Origin of the sequence: Chryseobacterium sp. SC28 (assembly GCF_003932955.1) — a bacterium.
Lineage (GTDB): Bacteria > Bacteroidota > Bacteroidia > Flavobacteriales > Weeksellaceae > Epilithonimonas.
Genome location: NZ_QOVY01000002.1, coordinates 48,177 through 73,234, shown reverse-complemented (window position 1 = coordinate 73,234; position 25,058 = coordinate 48,177). Strand labels below are relative to the sequence as shown.

Annotated in this window: 21 protein-coding genes and 3 pseudogenes; 15 read left to right on the top strand and 9 right to left on the bottom strand. The window is 37.5% G+C overall.

Annotation, left to right across the window (positions count from 1 at the left end):
* Positions 1 to 18 precede the first annotated feature (18 nt).
* The 13 genes and pseudogenes from DTW91_RS01895 to DTW91_RS01830 all read left to right on the top strand — a co-directional run bounded on the left by DTW91_RS01895 (position 19) and on the right by DTW91_RS01830 (position 11,620).
* On the top strand, positions 19 to 1,089 hold the full coding sequence (locus DTW91_RS01895) for a hypothetical protein (protein ID WP_125201721.1): 1,071 nt from the start codon (positions 19 to 21) through the stop codon (positions 1,087 to 1,089).
* A gap of 516 nt (positions 1,090 to 1,605) precedes the next feature.
* Complete coding sequence (gene tnpA, locus DTW91_RS01890) at positions 1,606 to 2,088, top strand: IS200/IS605 family transposase (protein WP_125201720.1); 483 nt, start codon at positions 1,606 to 1,608, stop codon at positions 2,086 to 2,088.
* Positions 2,089 to 2,466: 378 nt separating this feature from the next.
* A complete protein-coding gene (gene rsmI, locus DTW91_RS01885) occupies positions 2,467 to 3,138 on the top strand; it encodes a 16S rRNA (cytidine(1402)-2'-O)-methyltransferase (RefSeq protein WP_125201719.1) in 672 nt (223 codons plus the stop codon).
* A gap of 42 nt (positions 3,139 to 3,180) precedes the next feature.
* Positions 3,181 to 3,924 carry a 3-oxoacyl-[acyl-carrier-protein] reductase gene (fabG, locus tag DTW91_RS01880; protein ID WP_125201718.1) on the top strand — a complete coding sequence of 248 codons (744 nt, stop codon included), beginning with the start codon at positions 3,181 to 3,183 and terminating at the stop codon, positions 3,922 to 3,924.
* Positions 3,925 to 3,990: 66 nt separating this feature from the next.
* Positions 3,991 to 4,563: a nucleosidase gene (locus DTW91_RS01875; protein WP_125201717.1), complete on the top strand. Its 573-nt coding sequence runs from the start codon at positions 3,991 to 3,993 to the stop codon at positions 4,561 to 4,563.
* A gap of 269 nt (positions 4,564 to 4,832) precedes the next feature.
* Positions 4,833 to 5,711: an AraC family transcriptional regulator gene (locus DTW91_RS01870; RefSeq protein WP_125201716.1), complete on the top strand. Its 879-nt coding sequence runs from the start codon at positions 4,833 to 4,835 to the stop codon at positions 5,709 to 5,711.
* Between the two features lie 154 nt (positions 5,712 to 5,865).
* Positions 5,866 to 6,717 (top strand): alpha/beta hydrolase family protein, encoded by an 852-nt coding sequence (locus tag DTW91_RS01865; RefSeq protein ID WP_125201715.1) that lies wholly within the window; start codon positions 5,866 to 5,868, stop codon positions 6,715 to 6,717.
* Positions 6,718 to 6,733: 16 nt separating this feature from the next.
* A complete protein-coding gene (locus DTW91_RS01860; protein WP_125201714.1) occupies positions 6,734 to 7,681 on the top strand; it encodes a VOC family protein in 948 nt (315 codons plus the stop codon).
* Positions 7,682 to 7,698: 17 nt separating this feature from the next.
* Positions 7,699 to 8,652, top strand: a pseudogene (locus tag DTW91_RS12790) (transporter).
* Between the two features lie 58 nt (positions 8,653 to 8,710).
* Positions 8,711 to 9,061: a cupin domain-containing protein gene (locus DTW91_RS01845; RefSeq protein ID WP_125201711.1), complete on the top strand. Its 351-nt coding sequence runs from the start codon at positions 8,711 to 8,713 to the stop codon at positions 9,059 to 9,061.
* A complete protein-coding gene (locus tag DTW91_RS01840) occupies positions 9,058 to 9,822 on the top strand; it encodes an SDR family oxidoreductase (RefSeq protein WP_228412613.1) in 765 nt (254 codons plus the stop codon). Before DTW91_RS01845 ends, DTW91_RS01840 begins: the two co-directional genes overlap by 4 nt.
* 4 nt (positions 9,823 to 9,826) lie before the next feature.
* Positions 9,827 to 10,612, top strand: a complete 786-nt coding sequence (locus tag DTW91_RS01835; RefSeq protein ID WP_125201710.1) for an SDR family oxidoreductase — start codon at positions 9,827 to 9,829, stop codon at positions 10,610 to 10,612.
* Between the two features lie 3 nt (positions 10,613 to 10,615).
* Positions 10,616 to 11,620 carry a 2-hydroxyacid dehydrogenase gene (locus DTW91_RS01830; RefSeq protein ID WP_125201709.1) on the top strand — a complete coding sequence of 335 codons (1,005 nt, stop codon included), beginning with the start codon at positions 10,616 to 10,618 and terminating at the stop codon, positions 11,618 to 11,620.
* Positions 11,621 to 11,800: 180 nt separating this feature from the next.
* Here the strand turns inward: DTW91_RS01830 and DTW91_RS01825 are convergent, their stop codons facing one another.
* Together DTW91_RS01825 and DTW91_RS01820 are read right to left on the bottom strand one after the other, a co-directional pair.
* A complete protein-coding gene (locus tag DTW91_RS01825; protein ID WP_125201708.1) occupies positions 11,801 to 12,502 on the bottom strand; it encodes a hypothetical protein in 702 nt (233 codons plus the stop codon).
* 9 nt (positions 12,503 to 12,511) lie between these two features.
* Positions 12,512 to 13,552 (bottom strand): GMP reductase, encoded by a 1,041-nt coding sequence (locus tag DTW91_RS01820; RefSeq protein WP_125201707.1) that lies wholly within the window; start codon positions 13,550 to 13,552, stop codon positions 12,512 to 12,514.
* Positions 13,553 to 13,696: 144 nt separating this feature from the next.
* Between DTW91_RS01820 and DTW91_RS01815 the strand changes: the two genes are divergently transcribed.
* Complete coding sequence (locus DTW91_RS01815; RefSeq protein ID WP_228412612.1) at positions 13,697 to 14,899, top strand: glycosyltransferase; 1,203 nt, start codon at positions 13,697 to 13,699, stop codon at positions 14,897 to 14,899.
* A 534-nt stretch (positions 14,900 to 15,433) separates the two neighbouring features.
* A complete protein-coding gene (locus DTW91_RS01810; RefSeq protein WP_125201706.1) occupies positions 15,434 to 16,645 on the top strand; it encodes a site-specific integrase in 1,212 nt (403 codons plus the stop codon).
* A gap of 36 nt (positions 16,646 to 16,681) precedes the next feature.
* Here the strand turns inward: DTW91_RS01810 and DTW91_RS01805 are convergent.
* The 7 genes and pseudogenes from DTW91_RS01805 to DTW91_RS01775 all read right to left on the bottom strand — a co-directional run bounded on the left by DTW91_RS01805 (position 16,682) and on the right by DTW91_RS01775 (position 25,056).
* A pseudogene (locus DTW91_RS01805) lies at positions 16,682 to 17,605 on the bottom strand (nucleotidyl transferase AbiEii/AbiGii toxin family protein).
* Between the two features lie 79 nt (positions 17,606 to 17,684).
* Positions 17,685 to 18,295, bottom strand: a pseudogene (locus tag DTW91_RS01800) (DUF6088 family protein).
* 149 nt (positions 18,296 to 18,444) lie between these two features.
* Positions 18,445 to 19,596, bottom strand: coding sequence for a hypothetical protein (locus DTW91_RS01795; RefSeq protein WP_148096875.1), 1,152 nt, complete (start codon positions 19,594 to 19,596; stop codon positions 18,445 to 18,447).
* Between the two features lie 33 nt (positions 19,597 to 19,629).
* Positions 19,630 to 19,971 (bottom strand): hypothetical protein, encoded by a 342-nt coding sequence (locus DTW91_RS01790; RefSeq protein WP_123854600.1) that lies wholly within the window; start codon positions 19,969 to 19,971, stop codon positions 19,630 to 19,632.
* 977 nt (positions 19,972 to 20,948) lie between these two features.
* Positions 20,949 to 22,907: a heavy metal translocating P-type ATPase gene (locus tag DTW91_RS01785; protein ID WP_125201704.1), complete on the bottom strand. Its 1,959-nt coding sequence runs from the start codon at positions 22,905 to 22,907 to the stop codon at positions 20,949 to 20,951.
* Between the two features lie 142 nt (positions 22,908 to 23,049).
* Positions 23,050 to 23,772: a ZIP family metal transporter gene (locus DTW91_RS01780; protein WP_076387896.1), complete on the bottom strand. Its 723-nt coding sequence runs from the start codon at positions 23,770 to 23,772 to the stop codon at positions 23,050 to 23,052.
* Positions 23,773 to 23,859: 87 nt separating this feature from the next.
* Entirely contained in the window at positions 23,860 to 25,056 is a 1,197-nt protein-coding gene (locus tag DTW91_RS01775) for an efflux RND transporter periplasmic adaptor subunit (protein ID WP_125201703.1), read from the bottom strand.
* Positions 25,057 to 25,058 lie beyond the last annotated feature (2 nt).

Genomic DNA, 25,058 nt, shown 5'->3' with positions numbered 1-25,058 from the left:
AATTAATCAAAAATTATTATGCAAATCTTGCAACCACCATACGAAAGTATTTTTGGGGAAATCAAAATTCTCCTCGAAGAATTGTCCAGAAACGATTCCTTAGAAGATTTATTGGACAAAGAACAGCAATTGACGGCGCTTTATCAGAAATTCTCTTATTTGAAATTATCTAAAGGAATCAATCACGCGCCAACTCAATCTTCAAGTCAAGAAGATATTGATTATCAATTAACAATGCAAAAATCCGATTCAATTTATGACCTAAAAGTCCAAGATGAAAATGAGCTTGTGGATACCACGACGGGAGAAAATGACGTACAAAATATTTTAGACGCTGGTGCCGAAGTAGCAGAAGTTAATTCACTGGAAAAAAAGGATGCACGGCATGCTTCTCCGACAGCACCGGATTCAGAAGAAATCGCTGGCCGTACAACCACAATCGGTTCAGAACTAGAGGAGAATCTCTTTCAAAATATCTCTTCTAAATTAGAACCAATGCAAGACAGCCGTTTTTCTTTTGCAATGGAAAAAGAGGAAACAAAAGAGGAAAATGATTACGAAACAAGACTGGCGGAAAAAGAAGCCAAACTAAAGGAACTTGAACAAAAGCGAAGGAAAATTGTAGAATTATCAAAAGAAAAAACGTCCGGTAAAGAAAAAACGCAAAAAGTTTACGAAGATCAAAATCCGGAGGAGCATCACGATAGAAAAGTAAAGTTGGCAAGTATCAAGGGTTTAAAAATTACTAAATCACTTTTTGATGAGGATCAATTGGAAGATTCCGATCCTCAACAACCAAAATCGGATGCCGGGAGTATCCTGAAAAGCAATGTTCCGAAAGAATATATGGAAGCACCAAAGCCGAAGCCGGAATTTAAGCTTGATCTGAATGACAGAATAGCCTTTTCCCAGTATCTTTTTGGTGGAAGCCAAAGCGAACTGAATCAAGTGGTTGCCACTCTTAATTCTTTTACGTCTCTGGAAAAAGCTCAAGAATTTTTGAGTGATATTTATTACGAAAAAGACTGGAAAAAAGTTGACAGCTATGCACAGAGACTGTGGTCCTTGGTGGAGAGCAGATTTTTGTAGCTGTTTTTGTACTGAGCCGCAGAGTCCCTAAAATCGAAATCTTAGGGTTGGAGAAAAAATCGGTCGTCGCTTTGCGACTTTGTTTCTGCGGAATTTCCGTAGGAGCGGAGATCCTAAGGTTGATGTCCCTAAGATTGAAATCTTAGGTTTCGAAAATCGGTCGTCGCTTTGCTCCTTTGGTTGGTGGAGTTCCGTAGGTGCTGAAATCCTAAGGTTGATGTCCCTAATATTAAAATCTTAGGTTTGAAAAATCGGTCGTCGCTTTGCGACTTGGTTGGTGGAGTTCCGTAGGAACGACAGATATCGTAAGGTTAGAATTTATTCCAACCTGAACAAGAAAGTACCGCTTTGCGATTTGGTTTGTGCGGAGTTTCCGTAGGAGCTGAGATCCTAAGGTTGAAGTCCATAAGATTGAAATCTTAGGTTTCGAAAATCGGTCGTCGCTTTGCGACTTTGTTTTGAGCAAATGAAACGACATACATCAAGTTTTGGTAACCATAAAAAACGCACAGAAAGATGCCTAACACGTATGTAAAGTTATATGTACAAGCCGTTTTTGCAGTAAAGTACAGAAATTCTTTGATAAGGGAAAACTTCCGTAAAGAGTTGTTTGCTGTCATTGGAAATTTGATAAACGAAACAGGATGTAGCACTATTATTGTAAATGGGGTGGAAGACCACGTCCATTGTTTTTTTGTTTTGAAAACTACACTTTCTCTTTCTGAGGTTATGAAAAGTGTTAAAGCAAAATCATCGAAATGGATTAATGAAAACGGATTTTTAGAAGAACGTTTTGAATGGCAAAGAGGATTCGGAGGATTTAGTTATAATCAATCTTCGATAGGGAAAGTATATAAGTATATTGAAAATCAAGAAGAACATCACAAAAAGCAAACTTTTAAAGATGAATATCTCCAATTATTGAAAAAATTTGAAGTGAACTACGATGAAAATTATTGGTTTGAGGATTTAATTTCTAAAGAAAGTTCCTCAGATTGAAATCTTAGGTTTGAAAAATAGGTCGTCGCTTTGCGACTTTGGTTAGTGGAGTTCCGTAGGAACAGAGGTGCTAAGGTTGAGTAGTCCTTAAGATTGAAATCTTAGGTTTGAAAAATCGGTCGTCGCTTTACGACTTGGTTTGTGCGGAATTTCCGTAGGTGTCGAAATCCTAAGGTTGATGTCCCTAAGATTAAAATCTTAGGTTTCGAAAATCGGTCGTCGCTTTGCGACTTGGTTAGTGGAGTTCCGTAGGAACGAAAGATATCGTCAGGTTGGAATTTATTCCAACCTGAACAAAAAAAGTTTAGGCAAAGTTCCATAGAAACGGGCTATGTACAAAGGTTGGAATTTATTCCAACTGCAACAAAAAAAGAAAAAATGAGGGGAATTTTATATTTCGTGCCAACGCCGATTGGAAATTTGGAAGATATGACCTTTCGCGCGGTAAAGGTGCTGAAAGAGGTCGATTATATCTTGTGCGAAGACACCAGAACTTCGGGATTTCTTCTGAAGCATTATGAGATTTCAAAACCTGTGAAGTCTTATCATTTGCACAACGAGCACCAGATGACAGAGAAAGTCATTCAAGATTTGGAAAATGGTCAAACGATTGCGATTATAACTGATGCAGGAACGCCGGGAATCTCAGATCCGGGCTATCTTTTGGCGAAGGCTTGCGCAGATAAAGACTTGGAAATGATTTGTTTACCCGGCGCAACCGCTTTTGTGCCGGCGCTTGTAGTTTCGGGATTGCCAAATCACGATTTCTATTTTGCCGGTTTTCTACCACAAAAAAAAGGCCGACAAACCAAGCTGAAACAGCTGGCGGAAGAAAAGAAGACTATTATTCTCTACGAAAGTCCGCATAAAATCAACACGACTTTGGAACAGATCAAAGAATTCTTCGGCGAGGAGACGAAAGTGAGCTTGAGCAGAGAGATTTCCAAGAAATTTGAGGAAACAAAGCGCGGGACAATCTTGGAATTAATCGAATTTTCAAAAAGCAAAACATTGAAAGGGGAGATTGTTTTGATTGTGAATAATGCTTAAAATACTATTTTTGCCCTAACAAATAGAAATACGATACAAACTATGGGACTATTAGAAGGTAAAGTAGCCATCATTACAGGTGCAACCCGAGGGATCGGAAGAGGAATTGCTGAGGTTTTTGCCAAAGAAGGCGCCAAAATCGCGTTCACATACGCTGGTTCGGTAGAAAAAGCCAAAGAATTGGAAACGGAATTGAGCAAAACAACTCAAATCAAAGGTTATCAGTCCGATGCTTCCGATTATGATGCTGCTCAAAAATTGGTGGAAGATGTTTTGGCAGAATTCGGAGCGATTGATATTTTGGTAAATAACGCCGGAATTACTCGGGATAACTTGTTGATGAGAATGTCAAAAGACGATTGGGACAAGATTATCAAAGTGAACTTGGACTCCGTTTTCAACCTGACAAAAGCGGTCATCAAACCAATGATGAGAGCAAAATCCGGTTCGATCATCAATATGACCTCCGTGGTTGGTGTGAAGGGAAACGCAGGCCAATCCAATTATGCCGCATCAAAAGCCGGCGTAATTGGTTTCACAAAATCCGTCGCTTTGGAATTAGGTTCCAGAAATATCCGTTGCAATGCAATTGCTCCAGGTTTTATTGAAACTGAAATGACCGCTGCATTGGACGAAAAAACGGTGCAAGGTTGGAGAGACGGCATCCCCTTGAAACGTGGCGGAGAGCCTGAAGACGTGGCCAACGCGTGCGTTTTTTTCGGCAGCAATATGTCGTCCTACATTACCGGTCAAGTCCTGAATGTGGACGGCGGAATGCTGACTTAATACAAACGAAATCAAATACTTATAAAGCTTTTTGTAAATTATTCAAAAAGCTTTTTTTATAAAAATATGACAATCAACGAAAAAAATTACCATAATATCTTATTGGTTTTTGCTTTGGAATCAGAAGCAGGAAAAGAGTTTGAGGATTTCGAAAAAGTGTTCGTGGGAATCGGAAAAGTTAAAGCGACTTACAATCTGACGAAAGCAATTCAGAAATCTAATCCGGATTTGATTATCAATCTTGGAACGGCTGGCAGTACAACCTTCGATAGAGTAAGTGTTGTAAACTGCAATCGATTCATTCAGAGAGATATGGATGTGAGAGCTTTAGGTTTTCAGAAGTTTGAAACGCCGTTTTCTGATGAAGCTATACTTTTAGAATATGGATTAAAATTAGAAAATCTCCCGAATGGCATCTGCGGGTCAGGCGACCAATTTGAAATCGAACACATTAATCCTGAATATAACGTGATCGATATGGAAGCTTTTGCACTTGCGAAAGTGGCGCAAGCAGAAGGCGTAGATTTTCTGTGTTTGAAATATATTTCCGATGGTGCAGACGGCGATGCCGCTGATGACTGGACTCTGGAAGTCACAAAAGCTTCGATTGCTTTGAGAAGAGAATTGGACAGACTTTAAAAAAGCACCAAATACTGTATAGTGAATGATGGGGGATGATTATTTTTGAAAAACCTTATCACGTTTTGGAAAGATCGGCAAACAAAAATTTTAACAAAGGGGAAAATTTCACAAAATCACTGATAATGATATTTAATATGTAGAAAATACAACAGATCAAAAAATATTTGGTTTTTTAACACCAAATCAAGTACATTTACAATAAGTCAATAACAAAAGGCAAGTTGCATTTATTAGTTGAATCGCTTATTAAAAAAATACCTTACTGAATGAAAACCATCCCAAATTATTTAGAATATGGTGAAAATTCTCTAAAACATCCCACAGATTATTTTTCAATAAATACTATTGAAAGCTTGGCTCAGAAAATAAGGGTGCTGGAGCCACATTGCCATAGCCATCTTTTTCAGTTAGTATGGATATCGGAAGGTAAATACATCGTCACAATAGATGAAAAAGAACATGAAATACAAAACGATCATTTTCTGCTCCTCTATCCAAACACCATTCACGCAACAAATTTTACAAAAACAATACGAGGATATTCCATGCATTTCAGCTCAGATTTTTTTGAAATCCATTCTGAAAATAAAAGTCACTTAGCAAGAATTATCAAACACAATATTTCAAAAAGGTTCCTAATCGTGAAGATGGACAGTTCCACCTCGAAAGAAGTGAATGATCTTATTCAATATATATATAGCACCTATCTTAGCGGGTCATTTTTGAAAGATGAGATTATTAGATCCTATTTACATCTTGTATTATTAAAACTCTATGAGTGTAATAATTTGCAGGAAAGTAGCACCCGCCACACATCATCTCAAGTGATTGTGAATAAATTTTTTCAAGCGGTTGAGGAACATTTCATAAACAAAAAGACTGTATCCGAATATGCACGCGATTTGAACCTTTCGGAAGGTTATCTTAATTATGTTGTAAAAAACGAAACGGGACATCCCGCCGGGGAAGTGATAAGAGAGAGACTACTCCATGAGGCGGAAAGGTTACTTATTTATTCGGACAGAACAATTTCTGAAATTGCCTATCAGTTGGACTTTAGTCATCCCACCTATTTCTTTAGGATGTTCAAGAAATACGTAGGCAAAACACCTAAAGACTTCCGGAACAGCTATCGTAAAAGATAAACAAACTTCCATTTTCCGAAATCCCCTATCCATCAAAGAAAAAAGACAATATTCGAATTGTGCACTTTTAAGACAATATAATGCACAACTCGTGTCATTTAAAGTTTTAATATTGAATAAATGTTTAGTTAATCTTTAAATAATATTAAAACTCATGGAAGAAGTTGTTCACCGTATCGTAAAAAGTGCGAATAATACGTACCTCAATGAATGTGGGGCAAGTCATAAAGAAGCGATTTTGTTTTTGCACGGTTCTGGCCCCGGAGCTAGCGCATGGTCCAATTGGCAGTATATCATGCCCGAATTTGGTGAAAAATTCCATTGTATTGCACCAGATCTCGTTGGTTTTGGAAAAAGCAACCATCCGGAAAAACCACCTAAAGGGATGCGTAACTGGATGCGGCTATGGATGGACCAAATTATTTCCCTGTTAGACGAACTAAAGCTGGAAAAGGTGCATATGGTCGGAAACTCAATGGGAGGCGCTATCAGCCTTCAGCTTTTAATGGATTTCCCAGACCGGTTTGATCGGGTTGTACTTATGGGGCCTGCCGGCGTACCCACCACCATTACTACAGAACTGGACAGGACCTGGGGATATTATGACGATCCTTCGCCTGAACTTATGGCAAATATAATTTCTTGGTTTTCATACGATAATACTGTTATAGGAGATCAATTGAGAGAAATTGCAAAAATGAGACATGAGGCTTCATCAGATTCCAATATCCGTAGATCATTTGAGGCTATGTTCCCGGCTCCCAGACAACAACATATCGATGAATTGGTAATCCCCGATGGTTCTTTGAGAAACATGAATCATCCTATCTTGCTCATCCATGGTCAGGAGGATCTATTAGTCAATGTAGAAACCAGCCATTATCTCATCAAGCATCTTCCAAATGCTCAAATGCACATTTTTAGTCACTGCAGCCACTGGACTCAAATAGAATATAAAGAATCTTTTCATTTTTTATTGAAGGGTTTTTTTGAAAACAAATACTAACCAAAATCAATTTACAATGCAAACAAAACTAGCAAAACTAGGGCATGTAGCCCTTGTAACACCCAATCTTGAAAAATCACATTGGTTTTTTCACGATGTAGTGGGATTAAACGAACAAAAGCGCGAAGGAAATAAAATCTATTATCGCGCATGGGCAGAATTTGAACATCATTCTTTGATTTTAATTGAAGGAGATGTAGCTATGCTGGATCATATTGCCTGGAAAACCCACGAGCCAGAGGATGTAGATTATTTTTATGACAAGGTAAAAAATGCCGGCTTAAATCCCGCTTGGGTTCCTGAAGGCGAAGAGGCAGGTCTTGGAAAGGCGTTTCGATTTGATTTACCGACGGGGCAGACTTATGAAATCTACTACGAGATGGAAAGGCCATTGGCTCCTGAAGGCCAAAGATCGAGACTTAAAAATCAAGCATATAGAGCTTGGGATCATGGAATCTCTCCTCGCTGCATAGATCACGTTAATTTCAATGTGGGAAATCCGCGAGAATGTATGGAATTACATGAAGAACTTTTTGGATTCAAAAATCGTGAATACATCCAACTCGACAATGGATTTGGAATGGCTTATTGGACATCTGTAACCACTTTAGTACACGATTTGGCTATAATGTTTGACGAAGCCGGACGTCAAAACAGATTACACCACATCGCCTTTTATCTTGATAATTTCCAAGATGTGGCAAGAGCTGCAGATATTTATAGGGAAAATGGCATTGAGCTTAGTTTAGCTCCCGGAAAACACGGCATCTCCCAAGCAGGGTTCATCTATGCAATTGATCCGGGAAGTGGAATCAGACTGGAACTGTTTAGTGGTGGTTATCATATTTACGATCCCGACTGGAAGCCTGTTCTTTGGAGAGAAAGTGAGTTGGCTGAGGGTATCATTTGGTGGGGACCAGAGCTGTCTCCTGATTTTTTAGCGAATTCTATTGGTCCTGAATAAATCAAAAAAATGATACCATGAAAAGTTTAAACAAATTTATTTCAAGAGAAATACGAACGTCATTATTGTTAATTTCGTTTTCTTGCCTTCCTTTAGTTCTTCAAGCGCAAGTAAATTTGCCTGCAAATGATTTAGGGTTAACAAGTATTAATGACGGAGTTGCAGGCCCAGCGATCCTTTACGAGGCTTTTCTGGGCAGCCAAAATTCAACAAGGCTAAACGATGCAAATGGCGACGAAATTCCCGGGGACAATAGCCTGCACAATTTTCTTTTCATCAATCATTTGGCCATAGTCTCCAAAAAGCCAATGCTCAATGGTTTCCCGGTGGCTGAAATCTTAGTTCCCCTAGTCAATGTAGGAATTGAGGTGCCTCCTGTTTTAGATGAAAGCGAATTTGGACTTGGTGATGTTATTGTAGGAGGAGGTGTTCAATGGCCAAATAAAAAACTATTCGGCAAAACGTACTTTCACCGTTTTTTATTGAATGTCATCCTTCCCATTGGGTCTTATGATAAAGAAAAGGTAGTCAATGTGGGATCGAATGTATGGAGCATTATGCCCTATTATGCCTTTACAATATAGTGGGACGCAAGTAATAAATGGGAAACTTCAATGCGATTCCGCTATATGTGGAATTCAAAGAACAATGATCCATTTGTGGGTCTTGGCGTTGATGAAACCCAACCAGGTCAAGCTTTCTATATGAATTATGGAGTCTCTTACAATGTAGGGAAAGAATTTAGAGTTGGGGCAGCAGGCTATTATTTACAGCAATTGTCAGACCATAAAATAGCGGGGAACACCATACCAAATTCAAAAGAAATGGTATTTTCCATCGGTCCGTCATTTTTTAAACAGTATAAAACTTATATGTTTCGATTAACAGCGGCCTTTGATGTAGCTAGTGAAAATAGATGGTCTCAGGCTCCTTTTGTTAATTTCACATTCACAAAAGTTTGGCCTAAATAATGTTGTCTATAAAAATTAGTTATACTAATTCCCATCTTTTAAAAAATAAATATGATATATGAATAACAGTAAATTTGCACAAATGAATCAACTTCCCCATCTTCAGGTGGGGAATTTAAAGCTTTTTCCTTTTGCAGGGGATAAGCTAATGACGGTGCAGGCAGACTTACCAAAAGGAAGTATAGCTGCCAAACATTCTCATCCTCACGAACAAATGAGTTATGTAGTCAAAGGTCAGGTGAAAGTAAGAATGAAAGGTGAAGAATTTACTTTGTCGCAAGGCGGAGTTGTACACTTTCCTTCTAATGAAGAGCACGAATTGGAAGCGGTAGAAGACACTCTTCTTCTCGACATCTTCACCCCAGTGAGAGAAGATTTTATCCAAAAATTAAAAGAGGCGGCTAAATGATGGAAAGAAAAATAGCACTGCTTACAGGAGCTTCAAAGGGCATTGGATATGCCACTGCAGAAATGATGGCCAAAAAAGGATATGAATTGATCATCAACAGCAGGAATACAGCTGATGCGGCGAAAAAACTCCGGGAATATGGCGCAGTAGTAGAGGGAGTGGATGGAAGTTTGGGCGATGCTGCCACCATCAAAGCTTTAATAGCCAAAGTAGAAGAAAAAGGTCAAATAGATGCTCTGCTCCTCAACCATGGAGGACCTCCTGTAAAACCTTTTATGGAAGTATCTAATGCAGAATGGGAAACTTATACCAGTATCATGCTGCACGGTCCGCTTAGGCTTTTGCGCGAATTGACACCCATTATGCAGAAACAGCAGAAATGTAGAGTGGTAGCAATAGGTTCTTTTACGGTCAAAAGCCCACGCGCAGGGATTGTCTTATCAAATAGTTTGAGGGCCGCCTTAGTCAACGCGTTAAAGACCGCAGCTATGGAATTAGGCAGTGATGGGATATTAATCAATACAGTAGCTCCTGGTTACATCGCGACGCAACGGATTCTGGATTTTAATCAGCGGTACGCAGATCAAGAGAACATTAGCAAAGAAGAGGTCGACCAAAGAACAATCCAAGAAATTCCGTTGAAGAAATTTGGAGAGCCTGAAGATGTGGCAGCATTAATCACTTTTCTGCTGTCGGAAGAAAACCAGTATATCACGGGTCAGAATATACATGTAGACGGAGGATTAATTACAGCCAATTGATAAAATGGATTTACAACTTAAGAACAAAATAGCCTTTGTAGCTGGAGCCAGCCAAGGCATGGGAGCAGCTGTAGCAGAAGAGCTATCCCGAGAAGGAGCAATAGTGTATGCATGTGCTCGCACAAAAGAAAGTATTCAAGAAAAAGCAAAAAATATTGAAGGGCAGACTGGAAACAAAGTCATTCCTTTAGTATGCGACGTTACCAACGAAAGCGACATCATAAAAGCTTTTGATATTGTACGTGAACAACAAGGAAAACTGGATTTGCTTTTCACCAATTCAGGAGCCCCTTCTGCGGGAAATCTATCCTCCCTTTCTTCCGAAGATTGGGACAAAGGTTACACCACCATTATAGCATCTGTGAGGCATCTCTGTTACCATGCTTTGAAAATTCTTAGTGATAAAGGGAGTATTGTGCTCAATACTTCAAGTTATATACGGCAGCCGTCCGTAGATTACACCCTGGCTTCCAATCTGCGACTGGCTGTGGCGGGTATGGTCAAAACTTTTTCAGAAGAATTGGCGCCTAAAGGTATTCGGGTAAATGGTATTGCCCCGGGATATACGAATACCGAAGTTGTGGCTAAATACGTAGAGATGGTGGCAAAGGAAAAAAGTCAAAACATAGAAGAGACAGAAAAACAAATGGCGGCAAACATTCCTTTAGGTCGTTTTGCAGCACCGGAAGAGATTGGTAGAGTTGCCACTTTTTTGCTTTCTCCCGCAGCTTCCTTTGTGACCGGATCAATATGGACTGTTGATGGTGGAGAATCAAAATTCCCAATTTAAGATATGAAAAACTCAAGGTATATTATTTCAGTCAGCAATAAAGCAAGCGATGAGGAAACTGAATACTATAGAAAGGAACTTGAGGGAATGGCAGAAGTTCATTTTCTTAATGGCTTATCCCCAGAAATTCAGAAAGAAAAACTCAAAGAATCGAACATCTTAATTGCTCGAAATCCCACCGTTGAACTTCCCGAAGTGGAGGATCGTGCCTTTAAAGGAATTCGGTTTATCCAACTCCTTTCGGCTGGTTATGACCATCTGGATTTTAGCAGGTTTCCCAAGGACACCATTGTAGCCGGCAATATGGGCGCCTATGCAAAGCCAATGGCAGAGCATGGCGTGGGTATGATCTTATCATTGGCCAAAAATTTAAGACTAAGGCATGAAGAAATGAAACAGGGAATATTCAATCAATTTGACAGTAAATCTATGCTGATTGACCAAAAAGTTTGTGGAATAATAGGTTATGGAAGTATTGGAAAGCGTATTGGACAAATAATGAAGTCGGCTTTTGATTGTAAAATATTCGCCATAAACACCAGCGGCAAGAGTACGGAAAAAACCGACTGGATTGGAACACTAGACGAATTGGATTTCCTGCTCTCTAATTCAGATTTTGTGGTCATTACAATCCCGCTAACAGAAGAGACTAATAATCTTATCGGCCACGCAGAACTCAATAAAATGAAAGATAATGCTATCCTGGTCAACCTGGCTCGTGGACAAATCATTGAGGAAGAGCCTTTATTCCAAAAGCTTAAAGCGACCCCAACCTTCAAGGCGGCCATAGATGCCTGGTGGATAGAACCTTTTTTTGTAAATAAATTTGAATTGAATTTTCCGTTTTTAGAATTGCCAAACGTCTTGGGATCCCCACACAATTCCGCAATGGTCGAAGGTGTGCTGCTGCATTCAAGCAAGATGGGAATAGAGAATGTGAAAAAGTATATCACCACAGGAAAAGCGGAAAGAATTCTGGACCTTTCCAACCATAAAACTTTTCAATAGAGAACTATAAACCGGTCATCAACTTCTAAATTTTAAGGACTTCATATACACCCGCATATCTGAGGATTTCAATCAATGGTCATTCCTTAAAAATCCGCACTTAAAAACTTAAAATTCAATAAGTTGAATATATTTTTAGAAGCGGCAAAATAACAAACAGCCAGCTTATGGCTGTTTTTCTTATTTTTTATTTTCTCTGAAAAATTCAATTTTTTTAGTTTTCAGATTTATTTTTACGATTCCACTTCTTATTCCCAAGAAAATATTTTCCTCGTCAAAAACAGCAATTGAATTTGGATATAAACTTCCCCAAAATTCTTTCTCAAATAGTTTAGTTTTTTTGAAATTTTCTATTTCATAAAAATTTTGATGTGAGGCTACAAAAATTTTATTGTTATAAGTTGTAACTGCTTCGGGAGCGTCTTCAAAATCAATAAGCTTTTTATAACTAAAATCTTTTGGGTACAATTCATAAAGTTTGCCTTCACTTGTAGATAAATGAGCTAAGCCTTCGATAAAAAAAATTCGATTCTGAAATTTGAAAATTTGTACAATGTTTCCAGATTTGATTTTCTTAATTGGCAAAATATCATCATTTGATTTAAAAGATAATTCTCCGCCCCATTCTCCACCATTTTCACCAAGGAGTTTTCCTCCAAGAATATTTAATGTTGAAGAGTTTCTGTATGTAGTTTTTTCAACAACAAGTTTTCCATTGTCATTTTTTACTAAATAATCATCATTCGAATAGTTAAGATTATACCATTCATCACTATAAAGCTTGGGTATTTTATTTTCATAAAAATTTTCTGGAATGCTTATAGATTTTTGATTTGTACAAGAGATGATGAAAAGTAATAACAAAAATGAGAATTTGTTCATATTAAGATTCTATCTGTTAAAAACCTGATTTTCCTGCTCCTGAACTCGGATAAAAGTCGTTCGCTTAGAAAGTTCCTTCAACTTCGAAGCACCAACATAAGTGCAAGTGGAACGAACGCCACCCAAAATATCTTTCACCGTTTCCGAGACGGGACCTTTGTAAGGAACTTTCACGGTTTTCCCCTCAGAAGCCCGATATTCTGCCACGCCGCCGGAATGTTTATCCATCGCGGTTTGAGAACTCATTCCGTAGAATAATCTGAAAGTTTTTCCATTTTCCGTAATCAGCTCGCCGCCACTTTCGTCGTGTCCGGCAAACATTCCGCCCAACATCACAAAATCTGAACCGCCACCAAAGGCTTTCGCTACGTCACCAGGAACTTTGCACCCGCCGTCGCCAATAATTTGTCCGCCCAATCCGTGCGCTGCATCCGCACATTCGATGATGGCAGAAAGTTGCGGATAGCCAACACCCGTTTTTACACGCGTTGTGCAGACCGAGCCCGGGCCAATTCCCACTTTAATCATATCAGCGCCAGCCAAAATCAGTTCTTCCACCATTTCGCCGGTGACGACGTTTCCTGCCATGATGATTTTATCGGCGAAATTTTTTCTTGCTTTCTTTACAAACTGAACAAAATGCTCGGAATAGCCGTTTGCAACATCAATACAAAGAAACTGGATCTTCGGATTGGCGTCCAAAATGGTTTTGATTTTTTCTTCGTCCGCTTTTCCGGTTCCGGTGCTCAGGGCGATGTATTGGTAGAATTCGTCGGTTTTTCCTGCCAAGAATTGATTCCATTCTTCGGCGGAATAATGTTTGTGTATGGCTGTGATGATTTTGTCTTTCGACAAAGCTTCTGCCATTTCGAAAGTTCCGACTGTGTCCATATTGGCGGCAATCAGCGGAACGCCGCTCCATTTTTTCTTCGTGTGCAGAAAAGTAAATTCTCTTTCTATCGTCACTTCCGACCGGGATTTGAGTGTGGATCGCTTCGGGCGAAACATCACATCTTTGAACCCCAACTTGATTTCGTTTTCTATTCGCATAAGCCAAAATTAACATTATTTTTCTTGGAAATCAAGATTGTTTTAGTAAAAACGTTTCGAAAATCCAAAGACAATTTAATCACAATCGTTATTAAATTCCATCAGACTTCAAATTTTAAAGTTAGAATCTCTATTTTTGCCTTCGTGAAACATCTTGTCATCATTGGTCTCGTTATTCCCGAGCCGGCTTCTACTGCGGCCGGACATCGGATGATGCAACTGATGCAGCTTTTTTCTGAAGCTGATTACAAAATCACATTTCTGACCGCTTCAAATAACATTGAATTTTCCGAGAAAATCGAAGTTCAGAAGATTGAAATCAATAATGAAAGTTTTGATGAGAAGATTAGAAATCTCAATCCGGCTGTCGTCCTTTTTGACCGCTATGTGACCGAGGAACAATTCGGTTGGCGCGTTTCTGAGAATTGCCCTGATGCTGCGAAAATCATGGATACAGAAGATCTGCATTTTCTGAGAGAAGCGCGGCGGAAAGCTTTTGTTGAAAGGAGAAATCTTGAAAAGAGCGATCTCGTTAATGATATTTTTCTAAGAGAAATTGCCTCGATTTTGCGTTGTGATCTGGCATTAATCATTTCACAATTTGAATATCATCTTTTGGTTGATGATTTTAAAATCAATCCCGATACTCTGTTTTACATTCCATTTTTAACTGAGAATTTTGAGAAAAGTAAAATTCCATTTGAAGACCGAAAACACTTTGTAAGCATCGGAAATTTCCTCCACGAACCCAATTGGCAAACGGTTTTGAAATTGAAACCAATCTGGAAAGCGATCAAGAAAAAACTTCCGGAAGCCGAACTTCATATTTATGGGGCTTATGCCGGCCAGAAGGTTTGGGAACTTCATAATGAGAAAGATGGATTTCTGGTAAAAGGAAGAGCGAATTCTGTGGAAGATATTTTTGATAAAGCAAAAGTTCTGCTGGCACCCATTCCTTTTGGAGCGGGATTGAAGGGGAAACTTTGGGAAAGTATGAAGCTCGGATTACCCAATGTTACAAGCTCTGTTGGAGCAGAAGCAATGCACGAAAATCTCCCTTGGAATGGTTTCATTGAAGATATTGAAGAGGCTTTTGTTGATAAAGCAATTGAGCTTTATCAGGATGAAAGGATTTGGAACCAAGCTCAGGAAAATGGATATAAAATTATTGATTCTCTTTTCAGAAAAGAATTATTCGCAGGGTCTTTCATTAATAAAGTTTTGGAAATTGAGAACAATCTGGAAAATCACAGAACCGAAAATTATCTAAGTAAAATCCTTCAGCACCATCAACTGAACTCCACAAAATATATGAGCCGCTGGATCGAGGAGAAGAATAAAAAATAGCAAACCGAATAATTAAATTCAATATTTTTTCAGAAAAAAAGATCTCAAAAAAGAGACCCTTAAAATAGAAATATTAAAAATTCAAAATCAATTTTTCGGTTTTAAATCTGAAAATTCTTTATCCGCCTTGAAAACGGGCTGCACTTTGATCGGGAAAATTATTTCAGAATTTTGCAAAATGGGATTAGTAATTGGTAATCTCCTCGTTCAAATAAGTCCAAGAATTAAAAACCTAAAACAAAAAACCACCACATTTCTGTGATGGTTTTGCTCCTCTTGCTGGGCTCGAACCAGCGACCCTCTGATTAACAGTCGGTTTTATTGTGTTTTATTATAATTTGCTTAATCTTTATTATGCTTTATTTTCTTTGATTATCAATTGTTTACAAATATTTTTCTTGTACAGTATTTTATAATATTTTACTTTTGGAGGGCAAATGTTCGTGAAATGTTCGTGAAAAAATTTTTGTAAAACACGATAAACAGGAATATCTGAAAAAAATGTTCGTGAAAAACGATAAAAATTGACACAAAATGGTAAGTTACACCTTTACACTTGCTCCAAAAGCGAATAAAACAGGGGAGAGAAGTATCATAATTTCATTTATAAAAGACCGCAAAAACACAAGTCTTTCAATCGGGAAAACTTGCAAGGAGAAGGACTGGAGTTTTGACGCTTGTCGTCTGAAAACTTCGCATCCCAATCACGCTAACCTCAACAAATTTATTGAGCGCAGAATTAAGATCATTGACGAGATTATCGACGATTTCGATAAAAATGGAATCTACTTCACGCTTCCTGATCTCATCAATAAACTAAAGACGAGCAGCGGACAAAGCATTTCCTTAACCTATACGAGTTTCCACGAAGATTTGATTAGAAATCTTTTGGCATCGGATAAAACCGGAACAGCGAAAGTGGAAAAAGATACTCTGAATGCGCTGCAACGGTTCTTTGGCAAAAAAGACATTAGCTTTAATGAATTGGATTATTCTAACTTGAAAAAATTTGAAGCCTATTGCATTTCTCGCGGGAATAGGGAGTCCAGTATCGCGATTAGAATGCGGACTTTGCGTTCGGTTTTTAATCAAGCCATTAGAAACCAAGTAATTACGGAAAAACAATATCCTTTTAGGCATTATAAAATTTCAAAACTGAAGGAAAGTGGGAAAAAGGAGTATCTGAATGAAGAAGAAATAGAAAAACTCAAGAAATATGAGCCAAAAGACGAAAAACTTTCTTTTGCAAAAGATATGTTTTTGTTCAGTTATTATGCAAGAGGAATCAACTTTTTGGATTTGATTAAGTTGGAAAAAAAATTCTTGAATATTGATCGTATTGATTATATCCGCAGTAAAACAGGCGTTCCGGTGAGTTTTAAAATCAATGATTACGCTCGGAATATCATGGAAAAATACAAATCCGAAGACAGTTCAAAGTTCATTTTCAACATAATGAATACCGAAAAGCCAACGCAGATTTACCTAAAAAACAGATCCAAAAAAGTGCTGACCTATTATGTGAATATGCAGTTAAAAGAAATAATGAAAGAACTGCAAATCAAGAAGAATATCTCTTATTACTGCGCCCGTCACTCGTTTGCCACAGTTTTGAAGTTCAATAATATTTCAATTGAGACTATTCGCGAAGCACTTGGGCAAAAAGATATAAAATCTACAATGTCTTATTTAAACAGTCTTCCGGATAATAAATTGGATAAGATTATTGACGAGGTTTTGAAGTAAGAGTATTTGTTTAATATTTTAGCAAAACCTTTTCCCTTAAATCATTTCCCAATTGAGGCTGTTGATTTTATCTTTCAGTTTTTTAAGAGTTTCAATTATTTCAGAAAAAGTTGGTCTGTTTTCGCCATAAACCATTTCTTCTCGCATTTTGGCATAATCTTTTTCCCATAATTCAATGATATTTTCTGGTGGAATAGGGTTTATTGTGGCTGACCTGTGCAGGCTATAGTCGATACCGGAGATTTTGGCAAACTCCATTCTGTGCTTTACAATGGTTTCATAGAGTTCCTTATTCTGTAGGGCACTTTCTGCATATTCTGTTTTTGAAAAAGCATATAGATCGTACAAATGGCGGCTGAGCAGATCTACCCTTATTTTTTAAGCGGTTTTCTGAAACTCTTCATGCAGAAGGAAAATTTTTTCTAAAAAAGTCCTTTCCGGATTAACGGATGGTATTTCTTCGCTTTTTTCCGAAAAACTCTGCTCTGGATATTCATCATCAACCATCGCGGAAATTTTTTTCATCGTAAATGGCTCAATTAATGAACGGCACCCGACTTCTATTTGAACTCTCGGCTTCAGATATTCCGTAACTTCAATTATATTTGGATAAAAAATATTGATAATACGAGGATCCTAATCGGAATCCTGGGTTTCGGCCAACGAGAAAGTGACATTTTCCAAGCCTTTCTCTTTAAATTTTTCCTGTAATTCTAAATAAAAAACCTCGCTGATATATTGGCCGGAAGCCTTCCTTAATTTGGTTTTCTTGTTTTTAGTCAAACTTCCTTCGAAGCCAAGAAACTCTCTTTCGATGGCCAAATCAATGTCTTCGGAAAACCTTTCTATGAGGTTCCACGCCTTGCTCAGCGAGGTGCCACCTTTGAAAACCAAATGCTCGGCTACATCCAATTCAAAAACCGCTTTCAAAGTTTGCGATACCCACCAGTCTTTTTCCACGGCAAACGGTGTTATTCCTCTTTTTTCGGCAACTTGTGTAAAAGCAAGGACCCTCGTTTATTGGGGAAGGGCTAAAAATTTATTTGTCATTATTTTTATTTATGGCGTTCCGCATTATTATCCTAATCCATTCTGGCGCAAGGCGAATGTCGTGTTCCAAGCGGTATGGATTTTCCTTTTTAAGTTTTTCTATAACTAAATCCTTTTCCTGTTGAGTGACATTGTCCTTCCCGATTTCTTTCAAAGCTTGGATTACAAGTCCGCTTATTTCACCAATCGCAGCGAGGTTTTTCGGGCTTGTTTTTTTGAATTTTATTTTTCTTTTGCCGAGATCAACTGTTCGTGCAGAACCGTCTGTAAGATACACCAAATTGAGGGGAATCTGGGTGGAGAGTCCTAGTGCATTGAGCGCCAGAATTCCCGTTGGAATAATGCGCGCCTTGTCTCTTTTGCGAATTACCTCTGCAATCTGTTCGGCAGAAGGCTGAATATTTCCCAAAACTGGATCCGTTTGTAAAACAGCGTAAATCCCCTCGCAACACGGGAAATACCGCCGTTATTGACCAATCTTTCCAATGCTTTTGCAACTGCTCTGGCATTGCCGAAAGCAAGAAAGCCTTCAATAAAAAACAGCGTACCCCTCTTCGCTTTTTTTATTTTTACAAGTATTTTATCATCAATGCTTTGCATATGCAATTTACGGTTATTTTGTCGCAAATTTAGAAAATATTTGCGACGAAAAAGAAGATTCGCTTCTCAAATAATTAGAGAAATCGGACGAATAAAGATTGAAAATAGTCTTTCTAGAACCTAGAATAAAAAATAAATTATTAAAACACTTAATTAAACACAACCTCGGTTTTATAAAAGAAAGTCTTTGTTGTTTCGAAACCTTCTGCCCTTTTCATAAGATAATAATCCAATTTTTCGATGCTTCCGCGGGCTAATTTAATAATCTTCACAAAGTCAGAAAGTTCCATTATATTGAGATAACAGTTATATTGTGAAATTAATTCAAAAATTGAAATGTTCAAATCTTCCCATTCCCCAAATGAGGGTAATTCTGAAACTAAAATAATACATTGTGGTACTAACCCTTTGTTAATCTCAATTTTCAGATTTGATTTAGAGTCAAACACCGATATTTCATTTGATACACTTCTCAAAGCTCCGGCAAGTTGATTAACCGCCTTTAATATTTGCTTTTTAATATTATCCTGTTGTTTGGAAATGGATTTATCAAAAGCCTTTTGAGAAGATAAAACCTTCGATTCAATATAAAATGTTCCCAATTCATAATGGGCAAAAATATCGGTGAATTCCTTTTTTCTGCCTGAAGAATTAAAATAAGGATTGAGAAAAATATTATTGGTTTTAAATATAGATTCTAAGGGTACGAACACTTTTTTTTCAAGTTGATCTCCCTCTTTTTCCTCTAAATAATGAGTGGTAATATTTTGATCAGTAATAAAAGCAGATTGTATCGCAACTCCATTGGAGACATTTATTTCTATTCTCTGAAAATCTTGATAGTTTTTGGCGTCAAAATCCAATTTCATTTGATCTAAAACTTTCTTCCAATTATCATTGTTATATTCAGTATCAATGTTTTGCCATTGAATTTCAACAGTATTCTCACTTAGGGTAGCATTGCTTGATAAAACGGGAACCCCCAATTCATCATAAAAGTCCACTAAAATTGAATTCCCACTTTTCAATATTATTTTAAGTGCATCTATTTCAAGCAGAAAATTACTGGATTGAGTTACAATCAAGGGATTATCAATATGGTCATAAATGAATAATCCAATAACAGGGTATGTTTTTTCTGAAACAAAATACTGCCCTACTAACATTTCTAATTTACATCCTTGGTTGATGGCTCTAATAATATGATTAGGCAACTTAATAATAAACTTCTCTAAACCATTGTCATAAAACCAGATTCCCACTTCTTCATCATTAAGGCGGGAAGAAATAAAATCATCCAATGTTTCATATTTATTATTAAAATCCAAAATCTATTAATCCAGTTTTTTTAAGTATTTGAATTTTACAAAACTTGCAACTATATCGACTTCTGGAAATAAAGTAGCTTGGTTGAAACCAAAGCTTTCCAGTTGTTGTAATATTTGAGTTTTAGACTTTTTATCGATAATAATTCGTTGATCTGAATCACTTCCTCTTTCAATCCATTTTTTGTTAAATTTAGCCATTGGTTTATATAACCCGAAAACAGTAAATAATGATGGACTAATACCAAAAATTAAGAATGCCCCATGTTGCTTGGCAATCCTTGGGTTGTCAAGTTTAGGTTTAACGGCATAAACAGAAGAAACATCTTTCGGATCGAGATTTATCTTCACGAATGTTATGTAGTAATTTTCCAAAATATGTTTGACTGCATACTTCAATTGAGTCCTGAAGTTCTTTGCGGAAGTGACTTTGCAACTTTTCAACAAAAAAATATCTAAAAATGTTAACTTCTGAATTTGTTACAAGAGGAAACCTTACTTTAAATAAATTTAGAAAAGAATTAAAGACATGCTGAAATGGGTGCCCGTCATTTTCTTCGTAGCCCTCAATTATCTTCTCTTCATTGTCATTTAAAAAATTTAAAACTTTTGGGTGAATTTCATCAAAATGCTCATGTAGTTCCACAGGGAGTTTTTATTTAAACCAATAAAGCAATGTAAGTCATCATTTTACTGACAGTAAGCAAGTTAGATAATTTTGTAAAAGCATAAGGCATCGTATAAACCATTAAACAATCCCCGATTTAGTCCCTGATTTTAGAAGTAGGGACTAAAAATACCCGCATCAAAAGCTACACAACATTAATTATTAACGTACTGCCAACAGCCTGCGGAATTTCCTCTATAAATGTCAGTTTAGAAAATACGGAAAAAATTGATGCTGATTTTTTAGCTAACTGACCAACAAGCAGTAGATCTGAAATTCACTAGTTGAATTTGGGTAATTTTAGTATAAAAGCGACCTCGATTTAATGGTGACTTATTCAGACCATCCAAGAATATCTGGTACGCAGTCGTCATTGCGGTATGTGCGCCGGCACATAGGAATATTGCTGTGCGCGGTGGCGAAAGTGAATAATGCTGCTATATCATTCCGCGGAGAAACAGTATTTTATTTGATAATGCATGTGATCAACTATTAGATTTCTGCACCATTTTTCTGCGTACAATGAAGGGGTGCCGAGGAATTGTTGTTCTTAAATTGGAAGGAATCTTCTAGATTATAATCCCGGTGGCATGAGGGGGATTATACGCAATACTTAATTTTTTACCCCAGAACGAAAAAAAACGGACGAAGCCCGCTTTGTTTAAAATTTCATTTTCTGAATTCTTACTGCATTTAATATGGCAAGAAGAGCTACACCCACATCGGCGAATACAGCTTCCCACATTGTGGCTAAACCGCCCGCTCCTAAAACGAGAACAATGGCTTTTACTCCAAATGCCAATGCAATATTCTGCCACACAATTTTTTTGGTTTGCTTGCCAATATTAATGGCCATTGGAATTTTTGAAGGTTTGTCGTCCTGAATTACCACATCAGCGGTTTCAATGGTGGCATCACTCCCAAGGCCACCCATCGCTATGCCGATATCACTTAAAGCTACAACCGGAGCATCGTTGACACCGTCGCCAACAAATGCAACCGTTTCATTCCGTGCTTTTATTTCTTTGACTTTATTCACTTTATCTTCCGGCAATAAATCGCCAAAAGCATTAGGTATGCCCAGTTTTCCTGCCACAGCTTTGACCACCGTTGCTTTATCACCGCTCAACATGGTAACTTTTACTCCTAAACTTTGAAGTTTCTGTACAGTTTCGGCAGCGTCTTCTTTGATGCTATCCGCAATGGTAAGGTATCCCGCAAATTTGCCTTCATAAGCAATGGCAATCAATGTTTCTACAATATCGTTTGGATTTACATCATATTGGATATTGAATTTATCCATCAGTTTAAAGTTTCCTACGAGCAACTGTTTTCCCTGATACGATCCCTTCAGGCCATGTCCCGCTATTTCTTCTACATTGTCGAGAATTATAGTATGGTCGGGTTCACCGAGATGAGCGTGAATGGCAGTTGCAACCGGATGGGTTGATGAATTTTCGATTACATTCACTAATTTTAGAATTAAATCCCGGTCAAATTCCTGCTTTAGATTGACGGTCTGTACTTTAAAGACGCCCTCAGTCATGGTTCCGGTCTTATCCATAACCACATTTTTGACCTCTGCCAACGCATCCAGAAAGTTACTGCCCTTAAATAAAATTCCATTTCTGCTTGCGGCACCAATGCCACCAAAGTATCCTAGTGGAATACTAATTACCAAAGCACACGGACAACTGATTACCAAGAAAACAAGTGCTCTATACAACCACTTACTGAAGGTGTAATCCTGTACGAAAAAGAATGGAATAATTGTAATGAGAATTGCCAATAATACAACGATGGGCGTGTAGATTTTTGCAAATTTTCTAATAAATAATTCTGTGGGTGCTTTTTGTGAAGTTGCATTTTGCACCAATTCTAATATTTTGGAAAGTTTACTATCCTTGTATGCGGTAGTTACTTTCACCTGAACCACGGTGTTCAGATTGATCATTCCTGCTAAAACTATTTCGCCTTTTTCTTTAGAATCTGGTTTGCTTTCTCCTGTGAGTGCCGCTGTATTAAAAGACCCTTTTTCAGATAATAACTCGCCGTCTAAACCCAACTTTTCGCCAGATTTTAGTTGGATTATGTCGCCAATCTCTACAGATTCCGCTTTTACAGTTGTTGATTGATTATCTTTAACAACGGTAACTTCATCTGGTCTTTGGTCTAATAGTGTTTTTATATTAGTTTTTGCTCTCTGTACTGCAAGTGTTTGAAAAACTTCACCCACAGCATAGAAAAGCATCACTGCTACACCTTCAGGAAATTCTCCAATGGCGAACGCACCAATCGTAGCGATACTCATCAAAAAAAATTCTGAAAAGAAATCACTTTTTCTTATACTATCAAACGCATCTCTTAAAACTGGTAATCCCACGGGAATATACGCTGCAACATACCAGGCAATCCTTACCCATCCATTAAACCAATTTTGGGTAATCCAATTATCTAAAGCAATAGCAATTATTAATAATGTGAATGATATAATGGCGGGCAAAAACATTTGTAACGTTGTTTTGTCCGTATTATCGTGATTATGTCCAGCATCGTGGGAATGCTCTCCGGCATGTTTTTCCGTTCCAATATCCCTTAAGTTTAATTTCTTTTTTGCCATTTTTTATATTTTAATTTTTGAATATATCGTTTGTATCTTATTATAATAATTTATCAAGTTTAATTTTTGAACCTAAAAATTTTAAATTAAAATTCATTTTTTGAACTTTACGATTATGCTTATTTTTTTAATCTTAATTAATTTAAACTACCATTCCTACCAGTAGAAATATTAAAAATCCTACAAAAAACATACTCGTCTGCAAAAGTGTTTCTTTTTCTTCGTGCGCTTCTTTCAATAATTCTTCAGTTACCAAAAATAATAAAGCAGCGAGACCGAAAGACAGCACCAATTCCAGCCATTCCTGTGATAATCCTGCTAATAATGTAATTCCTAAAACGGCTCCGACAAAGAAGCAGGCACCCAAAACTAATAAAATAGTCAGGCTTTTTTGTTTTGAAAAATTTAAATCCATACAAGCCAAAACTACTGCTAATCCCAGAGAAAAAATTTCGAGAGCCAAAGCGATGGAAAGCAGAATTCCTTCGGTGCTTCCAGCCGCAAAACCAACGCCGAGAAGCACGCCATCTATTAGTAAATCGATGGCCAATGCCACCAGAAGTCCCATCGGCAAAGAATTTTTTACTGCCGATTTTTCAGCGTTTTTTTGAAATTTTTCTGAAAAATATTTTACAGCCAACATCGTCGCGATGCCCAGTCCGAAACCAATTCCCACTTCAATAGGCCTGTGATTTTTAATAATATCCGGCAGAAGTTCCACTGCAACAACTGAAAAAACCACTCCGCCCGCAAAATGCAACACAGAACTCCGAAAACCCGCGTTTGGTTTTTTAAATAATCCGGTAATCCCGCCCAATAAAATGGAAACAACTGGAATTAAGGCGTATAAATAAATTGAAATCATAAAAATATTTTGATGCTAGTTTTGGCAACTTTTTATGGAAACAAATGGTTTGTAAATAGGTTTTAAGGTTTTAAAATTATCCCAAGATTACTCCTCTTCCTCCATATTATTCATTTTAGAAAGCAGGTCATATGCCCCTTTTAAAACTACTTTATCGGATTCATTAAATTTTGCAGGCAAAGTAACCGCAGTAAAACCATTTTCGCTTACACCGGTTTGCACTTCTACCTTCCTAAAGATATATTGTTTTTCTTTTTCCTTCCCATCTTTATCTTTGGTTTTTTCTAAAGTTTTTTCTAAAATAAAAATAAAATTCTTACCTCCGGAACCTACAATTGCCGCATCTGGTAATGCCGGCGTTTCCATAGATCCAAGTTCTATGATAGCATTGACAAACATTCCCGGCAACAGATTTTGAGATACATTCTGAATTCTTGCCAAAACATCTACAGTTCTGTCTCCGTGTATATCTTTCCCTATCAGATAAACTTTAGCAGTTTTTTCCTCGGCGTCACCAGTAGCCTGAAATCGAATAATTTGACCAATTTTTATTTTTGCAACATCTTTTTCAAAAACCTGCACTTTTACCATCATATTACCTGTATTTGCAATATCTGCGACAACCTCATTAGTTCCAACATATTTTCCAATATTGGTATATACTTTTGTTACGTATCCGCTTTGCGGTGCATAAATGTTGGCGCGCGAAGATATGTTACCTCTTGCAACAGAAGCAGGATTGATGTTCGCAACCTGAAGTCTTGCCCGTAATCCGGCAACCCGTGCAGACATACTGTTATACTCACTTTGCGCCCGCTGTAAAGATTTTCTGGCTGCAATATTTTCTTTTACCAGTTCTTTTTGGCGTGCAAGATCCTGTCTTAAATAAGACATCTGACTATTGCTTTCCATGTAATCCTGCTGTATCTGTAGAAATTCAGGATTTTCTATCGTTGCCACCACGGTTCCTTTTCCAATATATTTTCCTTCGATTACGTTCATGGATTTTACATGACCTCCAAAAGAAGAGGTGATACTGGTCAGATTTTGCGGTGGAACTTCAATAGCTCCGGAGGCTTTTATATAATTGGAAAGATTAGTATTGGTTATATTTCCCAGTTCCATTCCCACACTTTTGTACTGCTCTTCACTAAATTCTACGCTATTTGCATCGTGCGGAACTTCTACATTTGCCGTGACTGCTGTTTCTTCCTTTTTATCAGAGTTACAGGCTGACAATAAAAAACCTAAAATGAGGATATATAAATATTTTGATTTGTTCATGA

Bases quoted from the DNA above. Each gene is read 5' to 3' on its own strand.
- DTW91_RS01895 (WP_125201721.1), top strand. From the start codon at position 19: ATGCAAATCTTGCAACCACCATACGAAAGTATTTTTGGGGAAATCAAA.
- tnpA (WP_125201720.1), top strand. From the start codon at position 1,606: ATGCCTAACACGTATGTAAAGTTATATGTACAAGCCGTTTTTGCAGTA.
- rsmI (WP_125201719.1), top strand. From the start codon at position 2,467: ATGAGGGGAATTTTATATTTCGTGCCAACGCCGATTGGAAATTTGGAA.
- fabG (WP_125201718.1), top strand. From the start codon at position 3,181: ATGGGACTATTAGAAGGTAAAGTAGCCATCATTACAGGTGCAACCCGA.
- DTW91_RS01875 (WP_125201717.1), top strand. From the start codon at position 3,991: ATGACAATCAACGAAAAAAATTACCATAATATCTTATTGGTTTTTGCT.
- DTW91_RS01870 (WP_125201716.1), top strand. From the start codon at position 4,833: ATGAAAACCATCCCAAATTATTTAGAATATGGTGAAAATTCTCTAAAA.
- DTW91_RS01865 (WP_125201715.1), top strand. From the start codon at position 5,866: ATGGAAGAAGTTGTTCACCGTATCGTAAAAAGTGCGAATAATACGTAC.
- DTW91_RS01860 (WP_125201714.1), top strand. From the start codon at position 6,734: ATGCAAACAAAACTAGCAAAACTAGGGCATGTAGCCCTTGTAACACCC.
- DTW91_RS01845 (WP_125201711.1), top strand. From the start codon at position 8,711: ATGAATAACAGTAAATTTGCACAAATGAATCAACTTCCCCATCTTCAG.
- DTW91_RS01840 (WP_228412613.1), top strand. From the start codon at position 9,058: ATGATGGAAAGAAAAATAGCACTGCTTACAGGAGCTTCAAAGGGCATT.
- DTW91_RS01835 (WP_125201710.1), top strand. From the start codon at position 9,827: ATGGATTTACAACTTAAGAACAAAATAGCCTTTGTAGCTGGAGCCAGC.
- DTW91_RS01830 (WP_125201709.1), top strand. From the start codon at position 10,616: ATGAAAAACTCAAGGTATATTATTTCAGTCAGCAATAAAGCAAGCGAT.
- DTW91_RS01825 (WP_125201708.1), bottom strand. From the start codon at position 12,502: ATGAACAAATTCTCATTTTTGTTATTACTTTTCATCATCTCTTGTACA.
- DTW91_RS01820 (WP_125201707.1), bottom strand. From the start codon at position 13,552: ATGCGAATAGAAAACGAAATCAAGTTGGGGTTCAAAGATGTGATGTTT.
- DTW91_RS01810 (WP_125201706.1), top strand. From the start codon at position 15,434: ATGGTAAGTTACACCTTTACACTTGCTCCAAAAGCGAATAAAACAGGG.
- DTW91_RS01785 (WP_125201704.1), bottom strand. From the start codon at position 22,907: ATGGCAAAAAAGAAATTAAACTTAAGGGATATTGGAACGGAAAAACAT.
- DTW91_RS01780 (WP_076387896.1), bottom strand. From the start codon at position 23,772: ATGATTTCAATTTATTTATACGCCTTAATTCCAGTTGTTTCCATTTTA.
- DTW91_RS01775 (WP_125201703.1), bottom strand. From the start codon at position 25,056: ATGAACAAATCAAAATATTTATATATCCTCATTTTAGGTTTTTTATTG.